Here is a 17,839-nt window from a genome sequence, read left to right on the forward strand (position 1 = left end):
CCTTTCGTGGTTGGGCAGTTGTCCTGCTGACAGCGCGAACATCGGCGCCTCGAAAACCCACCTTTAGCCCCACGCAAAAAAATTTTTGCCCCTGCTGCCGTCACCCACGGTCGTTCAAGCTGAACGGCAAAAGTGCCTGTATTAGCGCCTTTGCCCAACCCGGGCTGGCGCTATAAAGCTCGCCATCATTGTTTACGGCCGGCTGCCGTCCACGGAGTGCCCATGAACCCCTCGACCCTGGTCGGGCTGCTCGCCAGCCTGCTCCTGCTGACCGTCCTGCTGCTGTTCACCGCCCAGCAACCGTCGCTGCTCATCGACCTGCCGGGCCTGGGCGTGGTGCTGCTGGGCACCTTCGCCGCCACCTGCATCAGCTACCCGCTGGCCGAAATACGCCGGGTGCCGCGCCTGTTCGGGGCGGTGCTGCGCACCGAACCGGACCGCACCGAGCGCGACATCGACGACCTGGTCAACCTGGCCCGGCGGCGCCTGGACGGCGACAGCCGCGCCGTGGAAAACGCCCTGGCCCAGGTGCACAACCCGTTCGTTTGCCACGGCGTGCAGCTGTTGGTGGACCAGGTGGCCGAGGAAGACATTCTGGAGCTGATGCAATGGCGCATCGCCCGCCTGCGCGCCAAGGAGCGCGCCGAAGCGCAGATTTTCCGCACCATGGCCAGCTACGCGCCAGCCTTCGGCATGCTTGGCACCCTGGTGGGCCTGGTGAACATGGTGTTCGTGCTGGGCGACGGTGACCTGGGCAGCGTTGGCCGGCAAATGGCCCTGAGCCTGACCACCACCCTGTACGGTGTGCTGCTGGCAAACCTGCTGTTCAAGCCGGTGGCGCTGAAGCTTGAGCGCCGTACCGAGCGGCGCGTGGTGATCATGAACATGATCCTGCAGGGCATCTCGATGATGGCGCGCAAGCGCAGCCCTGGCCTGATGCGAGAAACCCTCAAGGCCTTCGTCGCCCATTACCACGACGAGCTGCAGGCCGAAGGCGCCCGGCCGGCACGCAAGCCACTGTCGCTGGCCTGGCGCAAACGCCCATGATGCCCACCACCTCCCCCAGCAGCCTGGCCGACAACCGCCACTGGCTGGCCCACCAGCGCGCACTGGAAGTCGAGCTGAACAAGGCCCGCGAGCGCCAGAACAACCTCAAGCGCGCAGCCACTACCCCCGCCTGGCTGGACGAACCTGCGCCGGAGCCGGAAAGCGACAGCTGGATGCTGACCTACCTCGACTTGATGACCCTGTTGCTGGTGATGATCCTGGCAATGCTGGCCCAGGCGATGATCCACCATGCCCCTGGGCCGCAAGCACCTGCCCGCTTCGCGTTGCCGCTCGACCTCGACCAACTGACCCACATCGACCCACCGGGCACGCTGCTGCGGGTGCCGCCCGCCCCGGTCGAACCTGTACCTGTCGAGCCCGTCATTGCCCAAGTGCCCGCCATCGAGGCCACCCCTGCCGCACCGCCGGAGCCTGAACCCGACCCACTGGCCGAGCTGCCGGTGGAGCAGCTGGGCGCTGATGTCGAAGTCATCCGCAACGCGCGCAGCGTGAGTTTTCGCATCGACAGCAGCATCCTGTTCCGCTCCGGGCAAACCGAACTCGACCCCAAGGGCATGCAGGTACTCCAGCGCCTGGCGCGGGTACTGGCCACGGTGCCGCACAGCATCGTCGTGGCCGGCCACACCGACACCCGCACCATCCGCAATGCCCGCTACCCATCGAACTGGGAGCTGTCCGGGGCACGGGCAGGCAGCGTGGTGCGCTACCTGCAGCAGCAGGGTATTGCTGGCGGCAGGCTGAGTGCCGTCGGGCTCGCGGATACCCAACCGCTGGCGGACAACGGCACGGCTGAAGGGCGGGCGAAGAATCGGCGGGTGGAGTTGACGCTGGAGCAGCGGGAACAGCCGTGAGCTGCCCGGTTTGATCGCGTACCAGTCAACAAAGGGTATCCCCTATTGTTGGCTACAGATGATCGTTGAGTTACCGCTGCCCTCTTCCACGAGATCCCCTTGAGCATCCGGCATGGCCAGGTCGGCTTTCTCAGCAGGCACTTCGGTGCCCTTCTGGTGCTCGGGATTCCTTGCCCAAAAACACGAAAACCCGCTGCTTTCGCAAGGCGGGTCTCGGAAGGTAGGCACGAGAGTTAACCCTCATGCGTTGAGAAAAATGTAAGGATGGGAGATACGCATGTCAACCACATTACCCTCGAACAGCTGCTCTGGCTGCAATGCCCGACATTCCGTGACTCACTTTCCAACAGGATCGTTGATCTAGCCGATCTATGCTTGCCAAGCCGCAGGAAGCGGCCTCCCCATTTGCGACAACGGAGCGTCCATGTCCCTCGCCCTCGTCCACAGCCGCGCCCAGGTTGGCGTGCAGGCCCCAGCGGTCAGCGTCGAAACCCACCTGACCAATGGCCTGCCGCACCTGACCCTGGTTGGCCTGCCGGAAACCACCGTCAAGGAAAGCAAGGACCGGGTGCGCAGCGCCATCGTCAATTCCGGGCTGAACTATCCGCAGCGGCGGATTACCCAGAACCTCGCCCCGGCCGACTTGCCGAAAGACGGCGGGCGCTATGACCTGGCCATTGCCCTGGGCATCCTCGCCGCCGACGGCCAGGTGCCGATGGCCGCGCTGGCCGACCTGGAATGCCTGGGCGAGCTGGCGTTGTCGGGCAGCTTGCGCCCGGTGCAGGGGGTGTTGCCGGCAGCATTGGCGGCGCGCGAAGCCGGGCGGGCATTGGTGGTGCCCAGGGAGAACGCCGAGGAGGCCAGCCTGGCTGGTGGCCTGGTGGTGTATGCCGTGGGGCACCTGCTGGAGCTGGTGGCGCACCTGAACGGGCAGGTGCCGCTGCCGCCATTCGCGGCCAATGGCCTGGTGCTGCATAGCCAGCCCTACCCCGACCTGAGCGAGGTGCAGGGCCAGGTTGGCGCCAAGCGCGCCTTGCTGCTGGCGGCGGCAGGGGCGCATAACCTGCTGTTCACAGGGCCGCCCGGTACCGGCAAGACCTTGCTCGCCAGCCGCCTGCCCGGCCTGCTGCCGCCCCTGGACGAGCAAGAAGCGCTGGAAGTGGCGGCGATCCAGTCGGTGAGCGGGCACACCCCCCTGAGCAGCTGGCCGCAGCGGCCGTTTCGCCACCCCCACCACTCCGCCTCGGGCCCGGCGCTGGTCGGTGGTAGCAGTCGCCCGCAACCGGGCGAAATTACCCTGGCCCACCATGGGGTGCTGTTTCTGGATGAACTGCCCGAGTTCGAACGGCGCGTGCTGGAAGTGCTGCGCGAACCCCTAGAGTCCGGCGAGATCGTGATTGCCCGGGCGCGGGACAAGGTCCGCTTTCCTGCCCGCTTCCAGTTGGTGGCGGCAATGAACCCCTGCCCCTGTGGCTACCTGGGCGACCCGACGGGCCGCTGCCGCTGCAGCACCGAGCAGATCGCGCGCTATCGCAACAAGTTGTCCGGGCCGTTGCTCGACCGCATCGACCTGCACCTGACGGTGGCACGTGAAACCACCACGCTCAACAACCAGCCCTGCGGCCAGAGCAGTGCCGAGGTGGCGGCGAAGGTGGCCCAGGCGCGTGAGGTGCAACAGCGGCGCCAGGGGTGCGCCAATGCATTTCTCGACCTTGAGGGGCTGCGCCGGCATTGTGCGTTGCAGGCGGCGGACCAGGCATGGCTGGAGAGTGCCTGTGAGCGGTTGAGCCTTTCCTTGCGGGCGGCGCACCGGTTGTTGAAGGTGGCGCGGAGCTTGGCCGACCTGGAAGCAAGCCAGGCCATTGGCCGGGCGCATCTGGCTGAGGCCCTGCAGTACCGACCGGGGAGCGGGTAACGCTGTCGTTGTAGGAGCGGGCTTGCCCCGCGAACACCGGCGAAGCCGGTGCCATGCACCGCGGTGGCTGCTTCGCGGGTCAAGCCCGCTCCTACAAGGCCCTCTGTTAAATCAGATAGTCAGCAGGTCGCGATAGGGCCCTAGAACGCCCCACAAACCTCAGGCCATCCCACGCCGCCCCATCAACCCGGCAATCGAATACGCCCCCGGCCCGGTCAACGCCAACCCGCCATACAGCGCCACCAGCAACCAGGCGAACTGCCCCTGTTCCAGCGTCCACTCCGGGTGCACCACCACCAGCGCCACCAGCAGCACGGCCAGCACCGGCAGGCACGCCAGCCGCACCATCACCCCCAGCAGCACCAACACCGGGCACAGTACCTCGGCAAATACCGCCAGGCCCAAGGTCAGCGGCGCGCCCAGGCCAAACGGGTCTTCGATCCGCTGCAATTCGCCACTCCAGTCCAGCAGCTTGGGCAGGCCATGCACGAACAGCAGCAGCAAGGCCGCCATTACCCGCATGAACAGCAGGCCAGCAGCGGTCGAAGTGGCAGAAGCAGGGTTGAGCCAGTGTGTCGGGCGGTTCATGGGCAAGGCCTCGCGGATCGGTCAGCCGCCGAGCATCACCGATCCAGCACCCGATTGCTTGCTCAGGTGTGCTGAGCTGCGCAGGTCACGCCCGTAGGCCTGCGACCTGCTCGATCAGCAGTTGCCAGTTGCGCGCTTCCTGCCAGTCGTCGGCAAAGGGCAACTGAACCCAGAACGGCGCCTGCCCTTCGCACTGCAAGTGAACCTGCAGGGTGAAGGTGCGCACCGTCTTGTGGGTGGTCGTGGTCGTCGAGCGGGACTTGCCGCCGCCAATCACGGCGATAAAACTGTTACTGGGCCCATAGATATTGCGCCAGCCATGTTTGGTGGTGGTCTTGCTGGTGCTGCTGGTGGTGGCCTGCTCATCCACGCTGACCTGCTTGACCACCCGCGCAGCGTCCATCAGCAGGTGGCGGTCGCCCACCTCAGGCGCCAGCAGGTACAGTGCCCGGCTTTCCGGAAACACCCCAAGCATGCGCCCGCCACGGCTGACCCAGCGGTAAGGCCCCAGTGCCTGGCTGGCCAGAAACGCCTTGCCCGCCTCCATCCGCTCGGCGTCGGCCGCCCGGCAGGCCTGCTCGAACGCCCGCTGGCGCGGGTACCACAGCAGGCTGACCGGGTAGTAGAGGAACATCAGCAGGCCCCAGACCAGCACGGCGTAGATCGGCCCGCCGATGTAGTGTCCCTGCCAGATCCACTTGAGCATCAGGTACAGGCAGTAGCCCGTCTGCACCGCCAGGAACGCCTTGGACACCTGGCGCCTGCGGGCATGCAGGGCAAGCTCGGCCTGTGCCTGGCGCTCAAGCGCAGCGCGCAGTGAGTCCGAGGTCGGGGTGATGGTGGTATCGGGAGGGGTCGCGAGTTGCTGGGTCGACATGGGGCGTCCTTGCGCTGGGAAATCACAGCGCGCCAGTATACCTGTGGTCAAAAGCAGGTTCGACCCGTCAGGGGAGCCCGTCACCGGCCAGTGCCTCTTCAACCCCTTTGAGCAACACGTCTTCGGAAAACGGCTTGCCCAGACACGCCAGTGCCCCCTCGCGCATGGCCGCCTGCAGCGTGCCCTCATCCCAATGCGCTGACATGCAGATCACCGGCACCCGCCAGCCCTGGCGCGCCAGTTCGCGCTGCACCTCCAGGCCGCCCAGCCCCGGCATCTTCAGGTCGAGCAGCAGGCACCCGGCGTCACGTGAAAGGTCCGAGGCCAGGAAGGCTTCCCCGGCTGCGAACGCCAACGTCTCGTACCCCGCCGAGCGCAGCAGGTTGGCCAGGCTTTTGCGCACCGACGCATCGTCGTCGACGATGCACACCACTCTGCTCATGCGCCTGGCCGCACCCCGATCACCTGGTGCATGGCCACCAGCTCCACCAGCGAGCGGGACTGCATCTTGTTCATGATGTTCTTCTTGTGCACCTTGGTGGTCACTTCACTGGTGCCGATCTGCTTGGCGATCTGTTTGTGCGACAGGCCGCCGACCACCAGCGAGAACACCTCGCGCTCGCGCTGGGTCAGGCGCTGGTACTTCTCTTGCACCTGGCGCGCATGGCGCCATTTGCGCCCCTCGGCCACGGCGCGGGTACGTACCGAGGCCAGCAGCTCCAGCAGTTGGTCTTCGTCGAAGGGCTTGGTAAGAAACTCCACGGCGCCCGCGCGCATGGCCTGCACCGTCATGGGAATGGTGCCGAACCCGGTCATGAACACGATCGGCCAAGGCAGCGCCAGCTGGCGCAACGCGGCCTGCACCTCCAGGCCGCTGGTTTCGGGCAGGTGCATGTCCAGCAGCAGGCAGGCGTAGGGGGTTTCCAGGCGCGCCTCGAAAAGCGCCTCGGCACTGGCGAACAGGCGATGGGGGATGTCTTGCGAGCGCAGCAGGCGGGACAGCGCCGTGCGTACCGACGGGTCATCGTCCACCACCAGCACGGGCACACCGGCGCTGTCGCCAAGCGGCTCGGCAGCCTCGGCGGTGTCGCTCAGCGGCGAGGCGGCCAGCGCCTGGCAGGGCACGTCGAAACTCATCTCGGCCGCCAGCCGATAGCCCCGGCGCGGCACGGTCTGAATCAGGCCACGGTCGCCGAATGCCTTGCGCAGCAGCGACACCTGCACCTGCAGGTTGTTGTCCTCGACCACCGTGCCGGCCCAGACCTGGCTGAACAGCTCATCCTTGCCAACTACCCGGCCCTTGGCCTTGATCAACGTGGCCAGCACCTCGAAGGCGCGCCCGCCCAGCGGGATCGGCCTGCCGTCGAGAAATGCTTCTCGCCGCTCCAGCGACACCTGGGCATTGCCTAGTCGGATCATGGTTTCCTCGCGCGGGCACGGGCGTTTGCGCAAACCCAACGAGCCTAGGGCAGCGCACGCATTCAGACAATTATCCCGAGGGATAGGTGGAACTGAAGGACTATACAAACCCCACGTCGCGGCCCAGGGGGCGATAACGGACAACAGCGTGCCCGTTCCTGCCAAGCCGGCTACAGGCCGCGTCCGCACTGGGCCCGCTGCGTATACTCGCGGCTCTGGATGTCGCTAGCAGGGGGTGCTTGATGCTCGATGAACGCCTTGCTCACAGGCCCATCGATTTCGACCAGTCGATCGACGAGGGCTGGCTGCAGCGGTGCGACATCACACCGCTGGGCCAGGAAGGAGAGCTCAGTTACTTCCGCTTGAGCGACCCGGTCACCCGCCAGGCCTGGACCGCCGTGCGCGCCCCGGTCGAGGCCCCGGCCGCCTGCCAGCGCCTGGAGCGTGATTACCGCCTGCAACTCGACCCGCAGTGGGCAGTGATCCCTTCGGCCTTCGTGCGTTCGGCCGAAGGCCCGTTGCTGGTGTACCCGGCCGGCCGCTCCCTGGCCGACCTGATCAGCCAGGGCCCGCTCGCCCTGGGGCCGTTACTGGACATTGCGGTGAACGCCGCCAACGCCCTGGCCCTGGCCCATGAACGCAACGTGCTGCACGGCGCGCTGCAGCCGGCGCACCTGTGCCTGCACAACCAGCGCGTGCGGCTGGGCTGCTTTCGCGCCGACACCCCGGAGCTGGTCAGCGACCAAGGCACCGCGCTGGGCAACTGGGCGTACCTGGCGCCCGAGCAGGTCTGCCCCCACGGCAGCAGCAGTGACCGGCGCAGCGATATCTACGCCTTGGGCGCGATTTTCTACCAGGCGCTGCTCGGCGAGCTGCCCCTGGCCGGGCGCGACACCCAGCACTGGCGCCAGCTGCACGCCGGCGTGCAGCCACGCGCGGCCCATGAGGTCAACGCCGATGTACCGCCAGCACTGGGCCAGATCCTCGCCAAGGCCCTGGCCAAGGAGCCGGACGCCCGCTACCAGAGCGCCCGCGCCCTGGCCGTGGACCTGGCCCATTGCCAGCGACAATGGGCCAGCAATCAGGCCATCGAGCCCTTCGCGCCCGGCTGCGCCGACCCGGTTTCAACTGGCTGCGAGCGCTTGTATGGGCGCGACGCCGAGCAAAAGGCCATCGCCCTGCTGCTCAAGGCCCTGCGCCGCGAAAGCCAGCCGCACGCGCTGTTCATCAACGGCGCCGCCGGCATGGGCAAGACGCGCCTGGTCGAAACCACGCTGAAGGCCCACGCCCAGGGCTACTGGGCCGTCGGCAAGTGCAACAGCCTGGAGCAGGCGGTGCCCTATGCGCCCTGGGTCGAAATCCTTGGCGCACTGGCGACCCAGCTGCTGGCCAAGAACAGCCACGACCTCGACACCTTGCGCCGCGACATCCTGCGCCGCATCAAGGGCCAGGGCCGGCTACTCGGCAAACTGGCGCCAGACCTGCAACTGATCCTCGGCCCCCTGCCCGACCTGCCGGCCAAGCCCACGCGCCTGGCACTGCAGAAGGAGTACCGGGCCATCGTCGAATTCCTCCAGGCGCTCAGCCGCCCCGGCCAGCCGTTGGTGCTGTTTCTCGACGACCTGCAATGGGCCGACGACGCCTCACGGCACCTGCTGAGCCAACTGCTCGCCCAGGCATCGGGCAACCTGTTGCTGGTGTTCGCCCGGCGCAACGACCCGCAGGCACCGGGCACGCCGCTGGCAACGCCCGCCTCGGTGCGCAGCACCACCCTGAACCTGCGCCCGCTGGCGGTTGGCGCGGTGACCGAGCTGATCGCCGAGCGCTACCACGTCCACCCCGATGCGGCCTTGCAGGTGGCCGAACTGGTGCACGACAAGACCGCGGGCAACCCGTTCTTCATCAACCAGATCCTGCGGGCGATGGTCGAAGACCAGCTGTTCACCTTCGACACCCAGGCCATGCGCTGGTCGTGGTGCCTGAAGGCCGTGGCTCGGCACCGTTACTCCGACAACGTCGCCGACCTGATGATCCACCGCCTGGCGCGCCTGCCAGCGCCACAGCGCGATGTGCTGCGCATCGCCAGCGCGGTGGGCAGCCGCTGCGACGGCAAACTGCTGGCCCAGGTACTCGAAAAACCCCTGGGCGAACCGTTGCGGGCCTTGATCGGCGCGGGTTTCCTGCTGCCTGGCCAGAAAGGCCTGGGCTTTGCCCATGATCGGGTCATGGAGGCCGCCTACGAACTTACCCCCGTGAACGAGCGCCCGGCGTTGCACGCCCGCATTGCCCAGGCCATGCACCAGGCCTGGCAGGGCGGCCAGAGCGAGGAGCTGTTCGAGATCGCCAACCAGCTGCAACGCGCCAGCCCACGCGGGTTTGCAGCGAATGACTGTGCGCTGTTCCTGGGGCTTTTGCATGAGGCTGCCCTGCGCACTCGCGACAGCGGCGCCCCGGAGCAGGCCGCCGCCTACCTGCGCACGGCCGAACACCTGCTGAGCCAGGCCGAATCGCGTGAAAGCCACGCCACGCACGGCTTTGCCATAGCCTGCCTGGCCGCCGAGTGCGACCTGCAACTGGCGCGCACGGGCGAAACCGAAGCCCGCATCATCGAATGCCGGCAACGGGCGCGTTCGGCGCTGGAGCAAGCCCAGGTCAGCCGGTTGCAGGCACGCCTTCACACCTTGCACGGCGACTACCAGGCGGCCATCGCCTGCGCGCTTTCGGGCCTTGAACTGCTAGGCATCGACTTGGCCCGCGGCAACGACCCACAGCACCTGGCAACCTGCTACGCCCATATACAAGGCTTGATCGAGCGCAAGGGCCGCCACTGCCTGGAATCGCTGCCGCGCACCGATTCACACGAGGTAGCGGTGGCGATCAGCCTGCTGGCCACCCTGTCTGCTTCGTTTTCCGTGCAGGGTGATCTCTGCTTCCTGCACCTGGCGAAGATCATGGAACTGTCGCTGCTGCACGGCGTGGCGCCGGGCAGCACCTATGGCCTGGCCTGGTACGGGGTGATGATTGCCGAGCGCTTCGGCGCCTACCACGACGGCCATGCCTGCTGCCTGGCAGCGCTCAAGTTGATCGAGCGGCATGGCTTCGAAGCCGACCTCACCAGCGCGCTGCTGGCCCTGGACCAGGCCAGCGCCTGGACCTCGCCCATGGAGTTTGCCCGCCGCACCGCCCAGGAGGCCGTGGACTCGGCGCGCCTGAGCGGCGACCTGGCGATGACCTGCTACGCCTGCAGCCACCGGGTGTCCGACTCGCTGTTCATGGGCCGCTACCTGCCGGATGTGGCCGAGGAAGTCACCCAGGGCCTGGCCACCGTGCGCCGCCATGGCTACCGGGCCAACGAACGGATCCTGCAGGCCCAGCAGGCGTTCGTTGGCAACCTTGGCGGTGCATCCTGCCCGCCCGCACCTGGGGCGGTAAACGCCCCCGCCACGCTGTTCTTTCAGCAGCTGTTCAAGGGCATGTCGGCGTTCTACCTGGGCAACATCCCCCAGGCGATTGCCAGCCTGGCCCAGGCTGGCAACCACGCCTGGGCGGTGCCTGCGCACATCAACCTGGCCGATTACCACCTGTTCCGTGGCCTCGCCCTGGGCAGCCCGGAAGCCCCCGGCCAGGTGGCCGACAAGCTGGCTGAACTGCAGGCCCTGCGCGAGCGCTTCAGCCACTGGGCCGGTTTCAACCCGGCCACGTTTCGCAACAAGCTGTTGCTGATCGAAGGTGTGATCGCCAAGCTCGAAGGCGACGGCCTGGCCGCCATCCGCTGTTTCGACCAGGCGCAGATTGCCGCCACCGCCGCCGGGTTCATTCACGAACAAGCCCTGGCCCACGAGCAACTGGCCGAGGTGTGCATTCCCAGTGGCCTGATTTCCGGCGCCAACCTGCACCTGCGCATTGCCCGCGATTGCTTCCATATCTGGGGCGCGACCGGCAAGGTGCACCAGCTGGAGGCCCTGCACCCGTTCCTGCGCACCCAGCCGATTCAGGAAACCTACCGCGCCACGCAGCAGGCCAGGCTCGACCTTGAGGCCGGCATCGAGGCGGCGCGAGCATTGTCCGAGGAAGTGCTGCTCGAAGGCCTGATCGAAACCTTGATGGGCCACCTGACCCAGCACTCCGGTGCCGACCACGGCGCCCTGCTGATCGTCAGTGGCGCCGAATTCCAGATGGCCGCCCTGGCCGATATCGACGACAGCGGGCTGCACGTGCGCATGGACAACTGCCAGAAGTTCATGACCCAGGCGCCGCTGTCGATCATCAACGCCACCCTGCGTACCAAGAAGCCGCTGCTGCTCAACGATGCCTTGAGCGACTGCCCTGAGGCCTTTCGCCAGGAACTGCTGGCACGGGGCGCTCGCTCGGTGCTGTGCCTGCCGCTGGTGATCCAGGGTGTGCTGATCGGCCTGGTGTACCTGGAGAACCGCCTGGTGCCGAACCTGTTCGGCAGCCAGCGCCTGGCCATGCTGGAGATCCTGGCGTCCCAGGCGGCGGTGTCGCTGCAAACCGCCAAGTTCTATACCCGCCTGGCCGAAGACAACCAGAGCCGTGCGCACATGGAAGCTGAACTGCGCCGCTCACGCGCCGAACTTGCGCGCAGCGCGCACCTGCAGGTGATGAACGAGCTGTCGGCGTCGATCGCCCACGAAATCAGCCAGCCGCTGTTGGGTATCACCTCCAATGCAGCCGCCAGCCTGCGCTGGCTCAAGCGCGCCGAGCCGAACCTGGAAGAGGCCATCGCCGGCCTGGAAGATATCCGCAACGACGGCGAACGGGCGGCGAATATCGTGCGTGCCCTGCGCTCGCTGGCCAAACAGTCGCCGATGCAGCTCAAGGCGGTGAAAGTGGATGAGCTGATCCGCGAAGTGGTTCGGCTGACCTCGGCCGATGCCGGCAAAGGTGCAGTGCAGGTGCAGACACGGTTGCAGGCGGGCGTCAGCGTGATGGCCGACCCGGTGCAGTTGCAGCAATTGGTGTTCAACTTGATCACCAATGCCCTGGAGGCGCTGGCCGGGTACCGTGACGACGGGCTGCTGCACATTGGCTCGGCAGTGGTGGGTGACGCGGTGGAGATCTGCGTGGACGACAACGGGCCGGGAATTGCGGCCGAAGAGCGGGCGCGGGTGTTCGAGGCGTTTCATACCACCAAGCGCGAAGGGCTGGGGATGGGTTTGGCGATCTGCAGCTCGGTGGTGCAGGCCCATGGCGGGCAGTTGCAGGCGTTGGTGTCGGAGTTTGGCGGGTGCCGGATTCGCTTTACGTTGCCTTTGGGGCATGCGTAGTCTGTACCGGCCTCATCGCGAGCTCTGCTCGCTCCTACCAAGCGTTGAACTGCGCCTGTAGGAGCGAGCAGAGCTCGCGATGAGGCCGGTACAGGTCTACATCAACGCGAAGTCAAAGCCGCATAGCTGTTCATCAGGTTGCGGTAGTTGGGAATGCGCTGCGACAGCAGGTTGCCCAGGCCTTCGATGTCGTTGCGCCAGTCGCGGTGCAGCTCGCAGGCCACCGAGAACCAGTTCATCATCTGCGCACCAGCCTGGGTCATGCGCACCCACGCCGCCTGTTGCACCGTCTCGTTGAAGGTGCCCGAAGCATCGGTGACCACGAACACCTCGAAGCCTTCAGCCAGCGCCGACAGGGTCGGGAAGGCCACGCACACGTCGGTGACCACACCGGCGATGATCAGTTGCTTGCGGCCGGTGGCCTTGATTGCCTTGACGAAGTCTTCGTTGTCCCAGGCGTTGATCTGGCCAGGGCGGGCGATGTACGGCGCGTCCGGGAACATTTCCTTGAGTTCCGGCACCAGCGGGCCGTTCGGGCCTTGCTCGAAGCTGGTGGTGAGGATGGTCGGCAGGCCGAAGAACTTCGCCAGGTCGCCCAGCGCCAGCACGTTGTTCTTGAACTCGTTGGGCGAGAAGTCCTGCACCAGCGAGATCAGGCCGGTCTGGTGGTCCACCAGCAGCACCACGGCGTCGTCTTTGTTCAGGCGCTTGTAATCGGGTTGGCTCATTGGGGTGACTCCTTGGGTTGGGAAAACGAACCGGCACTGCCCGATGGGGCTATACCGGCGGATAGATCCGGCTTAAGGATGGGCCTGCGCCTGACGCCAGGCCTTCGGTGGCTGGCCGACCAGGCGGCTGAAGGCGCGGGTGAAATGGGCCTGGTCGCAGAAGCCGCACTCCAGGCTCACGTGGGTGATCGGGGCTTCGGTGGCAAGCAGGCGCTTGGCCTTCTCCATGCGCGCGAGCAGGCGCCAGGCCTGGGGTGAAAGGCCGGTGTTGACCTTGAAGGCGCGGGAAAAATGGCTGCGGGTCAGGTTGCACACGCTGGCGATCTCGATGATCGAAAGCGAACTGCGCAGCATCAGTTCCTTGGCCTGGCGCAGCCGCGCGGGCGTCAGGGCGCCGGTCGGCTGCAGGGGTTGTTGGGGCATCCCAGGGGGCATGGCGACTCTCCTGTTCAATGCAGAAAGTCTGGCCCCCGGCACATGACAAAGTCCTGAGCCAAAGCTGAATTGTTCTTAATTGTGCGGCACTGCCCTAAGATGCAGAGGTCACGACATGCAGGACTCTGGGGTATGCAGGAAAATCGCGCTCATCGAACCGTGGCCATGGTGCTGTTCAACGATGTATTGCTGCTGGATGTGACCGGGCCGATGGATGCCTTCGCCATCGCCAACCGGTTCCTCCCTGAAAACAAGCAATACCGGTTGCTCACTGTTGCCGAGCACCCCCACCCCATTCGCGGCTCATGCGGGCTGAAGGTGGTGGCCGACCTTTCTCTGCAGGACCTGCCTGCTGGCCTCGACCTGCTGCTGGTCCCCGGCGGGCCGGGCGCCTATGACGTGGCCCTGCCGGCGCTGGAGCGCTGGCTGCCGCAGGCGGTGGGCGCGGCGAAGCGCTTCGGCGCTATCTGCACCGGGGTGTTCCTGCTCGGCCGTGCCGGGTTGCTGGGCGGCTACCGCTGCACCACCCACTGGAACTACCTGGAACGCCTGGCGAAGGCATTTCCCGAGGCCAAGGTGCAAACCGAGCAGATCTACGTGATGGACCGCAACCTGATTACCTCCGGCGGCATTACCGCGGGTATCGACCTGGCGCTGGCCATCGTCGCCGAAGACCATGGCAAGGCGCTGGCGCTGGAGGTGGCCAAGGTGCTGCTGGTGGCACGCCACCGCCAAGGCGGGCAGACGCCTTACGGGCCGCTGCTGGCGGCCGTGCCACGCGATGGGTCGCCGGTGGCCCGGGTGCAGGCCTACGTGGTCGACCATATCGACCAGGCGTTCACGGTGCAGAAGATGGCCGACCTGGTGGCCATGAGCGGGCGCAACTTTGCCCGCACGTTCCAGCGCGAAGTCGGCATCACGCCGCTGCAGTACCTGCAGAACGCGCGGATCGACCAGGCGCGCAAGTTGCTCGAAGGCAGCGACCTGCCATTGAAGGTGGTGGCGGCGCGCTGCGGGTTTGGCAGTGACCGGCACATGCGCAAGGTGTTCTGCGAGCGAATTGGCATGACGCCGGCGCAGTACCGGGCGCAGTTTGGTGGGGTTTGAGTCGGGCGTTGTCCTGTGCGGGCATTTTCGCGGGGCAAGCCCGCGCCTGCAACGCTCACGCTGGCCTTTGTAGGAGCGGGCTTGCCCCGCGAAGAGGCCCAAATAGGTTGTCTCATTTATCAGGACAATGTTTCTCCATCCAGGCAGATTGTCTGGCTCACCCCCAACCCACAGAATGGTCGGCCATATTGTTCTAACGCTGCCCCGGCAGCTCATGGAGTACGAGCCAATGCCACACGAAGGCAGCCTTCTGCAAACCGCGGTGATCTTCCTGCTCGCCGCTGTCCTCGCCGTTCCCTTGGCCAAGCGCCTGCAACTGGGGGCCGTGATCGGCTACCTGCTCGCAGGCGTCGCCATCGGCCCGCAGGCGCTGGGCCTGATCCGCGACACCGAAAGCGTCGCGCACATTTCCGAACTGGGCGTAGTCCTGCTGCTGTTCATCATCGGCCTGGAGCTTTCGCCCAAGCGCCTGTGGCTGATGCGCAAGTCGGTGTTCGGCGTTGGCACCGCCCAGGTGTTGCTGACCGGCGCGGTGATCGGCGCCATTGCCCTGTTCGGCTTCGGCCAGTCGCTGCCGGCGGCCATCGTGCTGGGCCTGGGCCTGGCGCTGTCGTCCACCGCCTTGGGCCTGCAGAGCCTGGCCGAAACCAAGCAGCTCAATGCCCCCCATGGCCGCCTGGCATTTGCCATCCTGCTGTTCCAGGACATCGCCGCGATCCCGCTGATCGCGCTGGTGCCACTGCTGGCAGCCAGCGGGCCGGACACCAGCCACGGCGACAGCCTGCAGCACGGCCTGAAGGTGTTCGCCAGCATCGCCGTGGTCATCATCGGCGGGCGCTACCTGCTGCGCCCGGTGTTCCGCACCGTGGCCCGCACCGGCCTGCCGGAGGTGTCCACGGCCACTGCGTTGCTGGTGGTCATCGGCACCGCTTGGCTGATGGAAGAAGCCGGCATTTCCATGGCCCTGGGCGCCTTCCTCGCGGGCCTGCTGCTGGCCGACTCGGAATACCGCCATGAACTGGAGTCGCAGATCGAGCCGTTCAAAGGCCTGCTGCTGGGGCTGTTCTTCATCAGCGTGGGCATGGGCGCCAACCTGAGCCTGCTGCTGGAAATGCCGCTGGTCCTGCTGGGCCTGACCCTACTGCTGGTTGCCGTGAAGCTGGTGCTGCTGGTTGGCGTCGGCCGCCTGGCCGGTGGCCTGAACAGCGCCAGCGCGCTGCGCCTGGGCATGGTGCTGGCGGCCGGTGGCGAGTTTGCCTTCGTGGTGTTCAAGCTGGGCAAGGACCAGGGCCTGTTCGACAGCCAGACCTACGACCTGCTGCTGATGACCATCACCCTGTCGATGGCCATTACCCCACTGCTGATGCTCGGCTGCGCCCGCGCCCTCAAGCGCCCGCAGCCGGCGCGTGAAGTGCCGGAGCAGTACAAGAGCATCGATGCCGGTACGCCGCGGGTGGTGATCGTCGGCATGGGCCGCATGGGCCAGATCGTCGCGCGCATTCTGCGGGCGCAGAAGATCCCGTTCATTGCCCTGGAAACCTCGGTGGACACCATCGAGATGACACGCATGTTCGAGCAAGTGCCGGTGTTCTACGGCGACCCCCTGCGCCCGGAGGTGCTACATGCGGCCAAGGTGGGCGAGGCGGAGTATTTCATCATCACCATCGATGACCCTGAAGCCGCCATTCACACGGCAGAACGGGTAAAACGCCTGTACCCGCACCTGAAGGTGCTGGCCCGCGCGCGTAACCGCCAGCATGTGCACAAGCTGGCCGACGTGGGCGCCGAGCCGATTCGCGAGACGTTCTATTCGAGCCTTGAGATGACCCGCCGGGCGCTGGTCGGGCTGGGCTTGAGCGAAGCGCAGGCCAGCGACCGCATCGAGCGCTTCACCCAGCATGACGAGGAAGTGCTGGAGGCCCAGGGGCAAGTGCGCGATGACCGGGCCAAGGTGATGCAGACGGCCAAGGAGGCACGGGTGGAATTGGCGCGGTTGTTTGATTCGGACGCCGATTGAGGCTTGTTGCGCCTGCCTTGAGGGCTGCAGCGTTATTGAGATCGGGCGCCGCCTGTGCGGCGCATCGCGAGCTTTGCTCGCTCCTACGGGATTGTTGAGCATTCCCGGTAGCAGCGTGGCTCGCGATGTGCAGCCACTCGATACCGAAGACAATCTAAATGTCTTTGGCTTGCCCCTTAGGTTGTTGATTGTAGATATCGATGAGTCTCGAAAGAAAATCCAGCGAATCGTCTGTCGCACTGCACAGTCCGGTTCTTGGGTTCAGAAGATACTCGACAAAGTCACCGGCCAGGCCTGTACCACCTTGTAGCTTGTTTCTGATTTCATCAGCTTTTTGCGTAATGGAGCCTGGCAACTGATTTTTCGCAGCGGCAATTTTATCCGGGTCAGTTTCGCTAAAGTCCCAGCCGTAGGGATAGATGTCGAATTCCTTCAATGTACTTCCGTACCGATTCTGAATACCTCGATCAATGGCCAAGCCGGCGACCTGCTCAAGGTCCAAGCCGTTTTCTTTGGCCGCTATATAAATGTCAGTAAAGTTGTCCAGATCGGAAGATGTCAAGTTGTAGAGCACACTCTCTGCTCCCGCCCTACTCTTGCGATTCCGCTCATCCATTTGGATGTCGGCAATATCTTGGTTGTCCACTTTTAGCTGCGCCAGCACATCAGACACCTTCAAGGTTATACCAAGATCGCTCGCGGCCGACACCATCTTACCCGCCGCCTTTTCGAACAGGTAGTTATTATATTTTTCAATATTTATATAACCACTTGGCGGTGAATTTCCATTGACCCTGCCTGCATAGGGTTCCATGTACTGCCCTCTCACGTAATCACCAGCAGAAGCGTAAAGTTTCAATAATGCTTTGGCCTCATCCGAAATGGCGGGTTCATCGCCAACTTGCAGGGTGGTAGGCTGCTGACTCACGGAGTTTGCACCGCCCGTGGAAAGGTCCGATTTAGCAATGCGTGCTGAGTGGAGTTGATCGAGAGGGGTTGCGCTGATATGAACCATGAATTTCTCCCTGAAAACAATGCCTGCGCCTTGTTAAAGGCATCCTTGGCGGACTAATCAGTAATGGTAATCGACCTTGATGGTGTTCCTGTGGCTGGGATAGACAGGGTAGGAGCCGCCTGTTAGAACTCCGGTGATTTTAAATTTACCCTTGGCATCCTTCCCCTTGAAGTAATCGGTTGTACCGACACGACTTGCAGATATATCCCGGCACTCGCCGTAAGAGGTCTCATACCTTCCCGCATAGCAGATCTTAAAGTTCTGACTGGTAGCACCATTGGCATAGGCACCTACATTCCAAGATAGGGAGCTAATCAAGGCACCTTTAGGTACAGACTGAGGAGTGATATAGAAGTTTGAATTTTCAATTCCAGCACCGTAAACATTAGGTGCCAGATTGTTCGCTGTCCAACTGCCTGTCGTTGCCGCGAGCGATGCATGAGCCAGGCAGAGTGCGCTGAGCCCGAAGAGCACATGAGGAATTACGTTCATTTTTAGCCTCCCGCCAAAAAACGTGTGCCCTCCGTGGCG

Annotated in this window: 14 protein-coding genes; 6 read left to right on the forward strand and 8 right to left on the reverse strand. The window is 65.0% G+C overall.

The window, feature by feature from the left end; genetic code table 11:
* Nucleotides 1-222 precede the first annotated feature (222 nt).
* The 3 genes from F3J44_RS08860 (at nucleotide 223) to F3J44_RS08870 (ending at nucleotide 3,834) form a co-directional block, all read left to right on the forward strand.
* Nucleotides 223-1,047, forward strand: coding sequence for a motility protein A (locus F3J44_RS08860; RefSeq protein WP_167066018.1), 825 nt, complete (start codon nucleotides 223-225; stop codon nucleotides 1,045-1,047).
* Complete coding sequence (locus F3J44_RS08865; RefSeq protein WP_205299770.1) at nucleotides 1,044-1,919, forward strand: OmpA family protein; 876 nt, start codon at nucleotides 1,044-1,046, stop codon at nucleotides 1,917-1,919. Before F3J44_RS08860 ends, F3J44_RS08865 begins: the two co-directional genes overlap by 4 nt.
* A gap of 424 nt (nucleotides 1,920-2,343) precedes the next feature.
* Nucleotides 2,344-3,834 carry a YifB family Mg chelatase-like AAA ATPase gene (locus F3J44_RS08870; protein ID WP_167066021.1) on the forward strand — a complete coding sequence of 497 codons (1,491 nt, stop codon included), beginning with the start codon at nucleotides 2,344-2,346 and terminating at the stop codon, nucleotides 3,832-3,834.
* Between the two features lie 159 nt (nucleotides 3,835-3,993).
* Here the strand turns inward: F3J44_RS08870 and F3J44_RS08875 are convergent, their stop codons facing one another.
* The 4 genes from F3J44_RS08875 to F3J44_RS08890 form a co-directional block, all read right to left on the reverse strand.
* Nucleotides 3,994-4,422: a DoxX family protein gene (locus F3J44_RS08875; RefSeq protein WP_167271764.1), complete on the reverse strand. Its 429-nt coding sequence runs from the start codon at nucleotides 4,420-4,422 to the stop codon at nucleotides 3,994-3,996.
* An 85-nt stretch (nucleotides 4,423-4,507) separates the two neighbouring features.
* Complete coding sequence (locus F3J44_RS08880) at nucleotides 4,508-5,299, reverse strand: hypothetical protein (RefSeq protein WP_167271766.1); 792 nt, start codon at nucleotides 5,297-5,299, stop codon at nucleotides 4,508-4,510.
* Between the two features lie 67 nt (nucleotides 5,300-5,366).
* Nucleotides 5,367-5,741: a response regulator transcription factor gene (locus F3J44_RS08885; protein WP_205299771.1), complete on the reverse strand. Its 375-nt coding sequence runs from the start codon at nucleotides 5,739-5,741 to the stop codon at nucleotides 5,367-5,369.
* Entirely contained in the window at nucleotides 5,738-6,718 is a 981-nt protein-coding gene (locus F3J44_RS08890) for a response regulator (RefSeq protein WP_167271768.1), read from the reverse strand. The genes F3J44_RS08885 and F3J44_RS08890 overlap by 4 nt, the downstream gene beginning before the upstream one ends.
* Before the next feature lie 242 nt (nucleotides 6,719-6,960).
* Here F3J44_RS08890 and F3J44_RS08895 point away from each other — a divergent pair, with 242 nt between their 5' ends.
* On the forward strand, nucleotides 6,961-12,006 hold the full coding sequence (locus F3J44_RS08895) for an ATP-binding sensor histidine kinase (RefSeq protein WP_167271770.1): 5,046 nt from the start codon (nucleotides 6,961-6,963) through the stop codon (nucleotides 12,004-12,006).
* 101 nt (nucleotides 12,007-12,107) lie between these two features.
* Here the strand turns inward: F3J44_RS08895 and ycaC are convergent, their stop codons facing one another.
* Nucleotides 12,108-12,734, reverse strand: a complete 627-nt coding sequence (gene ycaC, locus F3J44_RS08900) for an isochorismate family cysteine hydrolase YcaC (RefSeq protein WP_060498171.1) — start codon at nucleotides 12,732-12,734, stop codon at nucleotides 12,108-12,110.
* Nucleotides 12,735-12,806: 72 nt separating this feature from the next.
* The gene (locus F3J44_RS08905) at nucleotides 12,807-13,169 is read right to left on the reverse strand and encodes an AraC family transcriptional regulator (protein ID WP_167066036.1); all 363 of its coding nucleotides are present in this window, start codon (nucleotides 13,167-13,169) and stop codon (nucleotides 12,807-12,809) included.
* Nucleotides 13,170-13,301: 132 nt separating this feature from the next.
* On the opposite strand from F3J44_RS08905, the gene F3J44_RS08910 reads away from it, so the two are divergent.
* On the forward strand, nucleotides 13,302-14,276 hold the full coding sequence (locus tag F3J44_RS08910; RefSeq protein ID WP_167066039.1) for a GlxA family transcriptional regulator: 975 nt from the start codon (nucleotides 13,302-13,304) through the stop codon (nucleotides 14,274-14,276).
* A gap of 229 nt (nucleotides 14,277-14,505) precedes the next feature.
* Nucleotides 14,506-16,293, forward strand: a complete 1,788-nt coding sequence (locus F3J44_RS08915; RefSeq protein WP_167271772.1) for a monovalent cation:proton antiporter-2 (CPA2) family protein — start codon at nucleotides 14,506-14,508, stop codon at nucleotides 16,291-16,293.
* A gap of 154 nt (nucleotides 16,294-16,447) precedes the next feature.
* Here the strand turns inward: F3J44_RS08915 and F3J44_RS08920 are convergent, their stop codons facing one another.
* Nucleotides 16,448-17,308, reverse strand: coding sequence for a hypothetical protein (locus F3J44_RS08920; RefSeq protein ID WP_167066044.1), 861 nt, complete (start codon nucleotides 17,306-17,308; stop codon nucleotides 16,448-16,450).
* A 57-nt stretch (nucleotides 17,309-17,365) separates the two neighbouring features.
* Nucleotides 17,366-17,800, reverse strand: a complete 435-nt coding sequence (locus F3J44_RS08925; RefSeq protein ID WP_167066047.1) for a hypothetical protein — start codon at nucleotides 17,798-17,800, stop codon at nucleotides 17,366-17,368.
* Nucleotides 17,801-17,839 lie beyond the last annotated feature (39 nt).

This window comes from Pantoea sp. Tr-811 (genome assembly GCF_011752535.1).
GTDB lineage: Bacteria > Pseudomonadota > Gammaproteobacteria > Pseudomonadales > Pseudomonadaceae > Aquipseudomonas.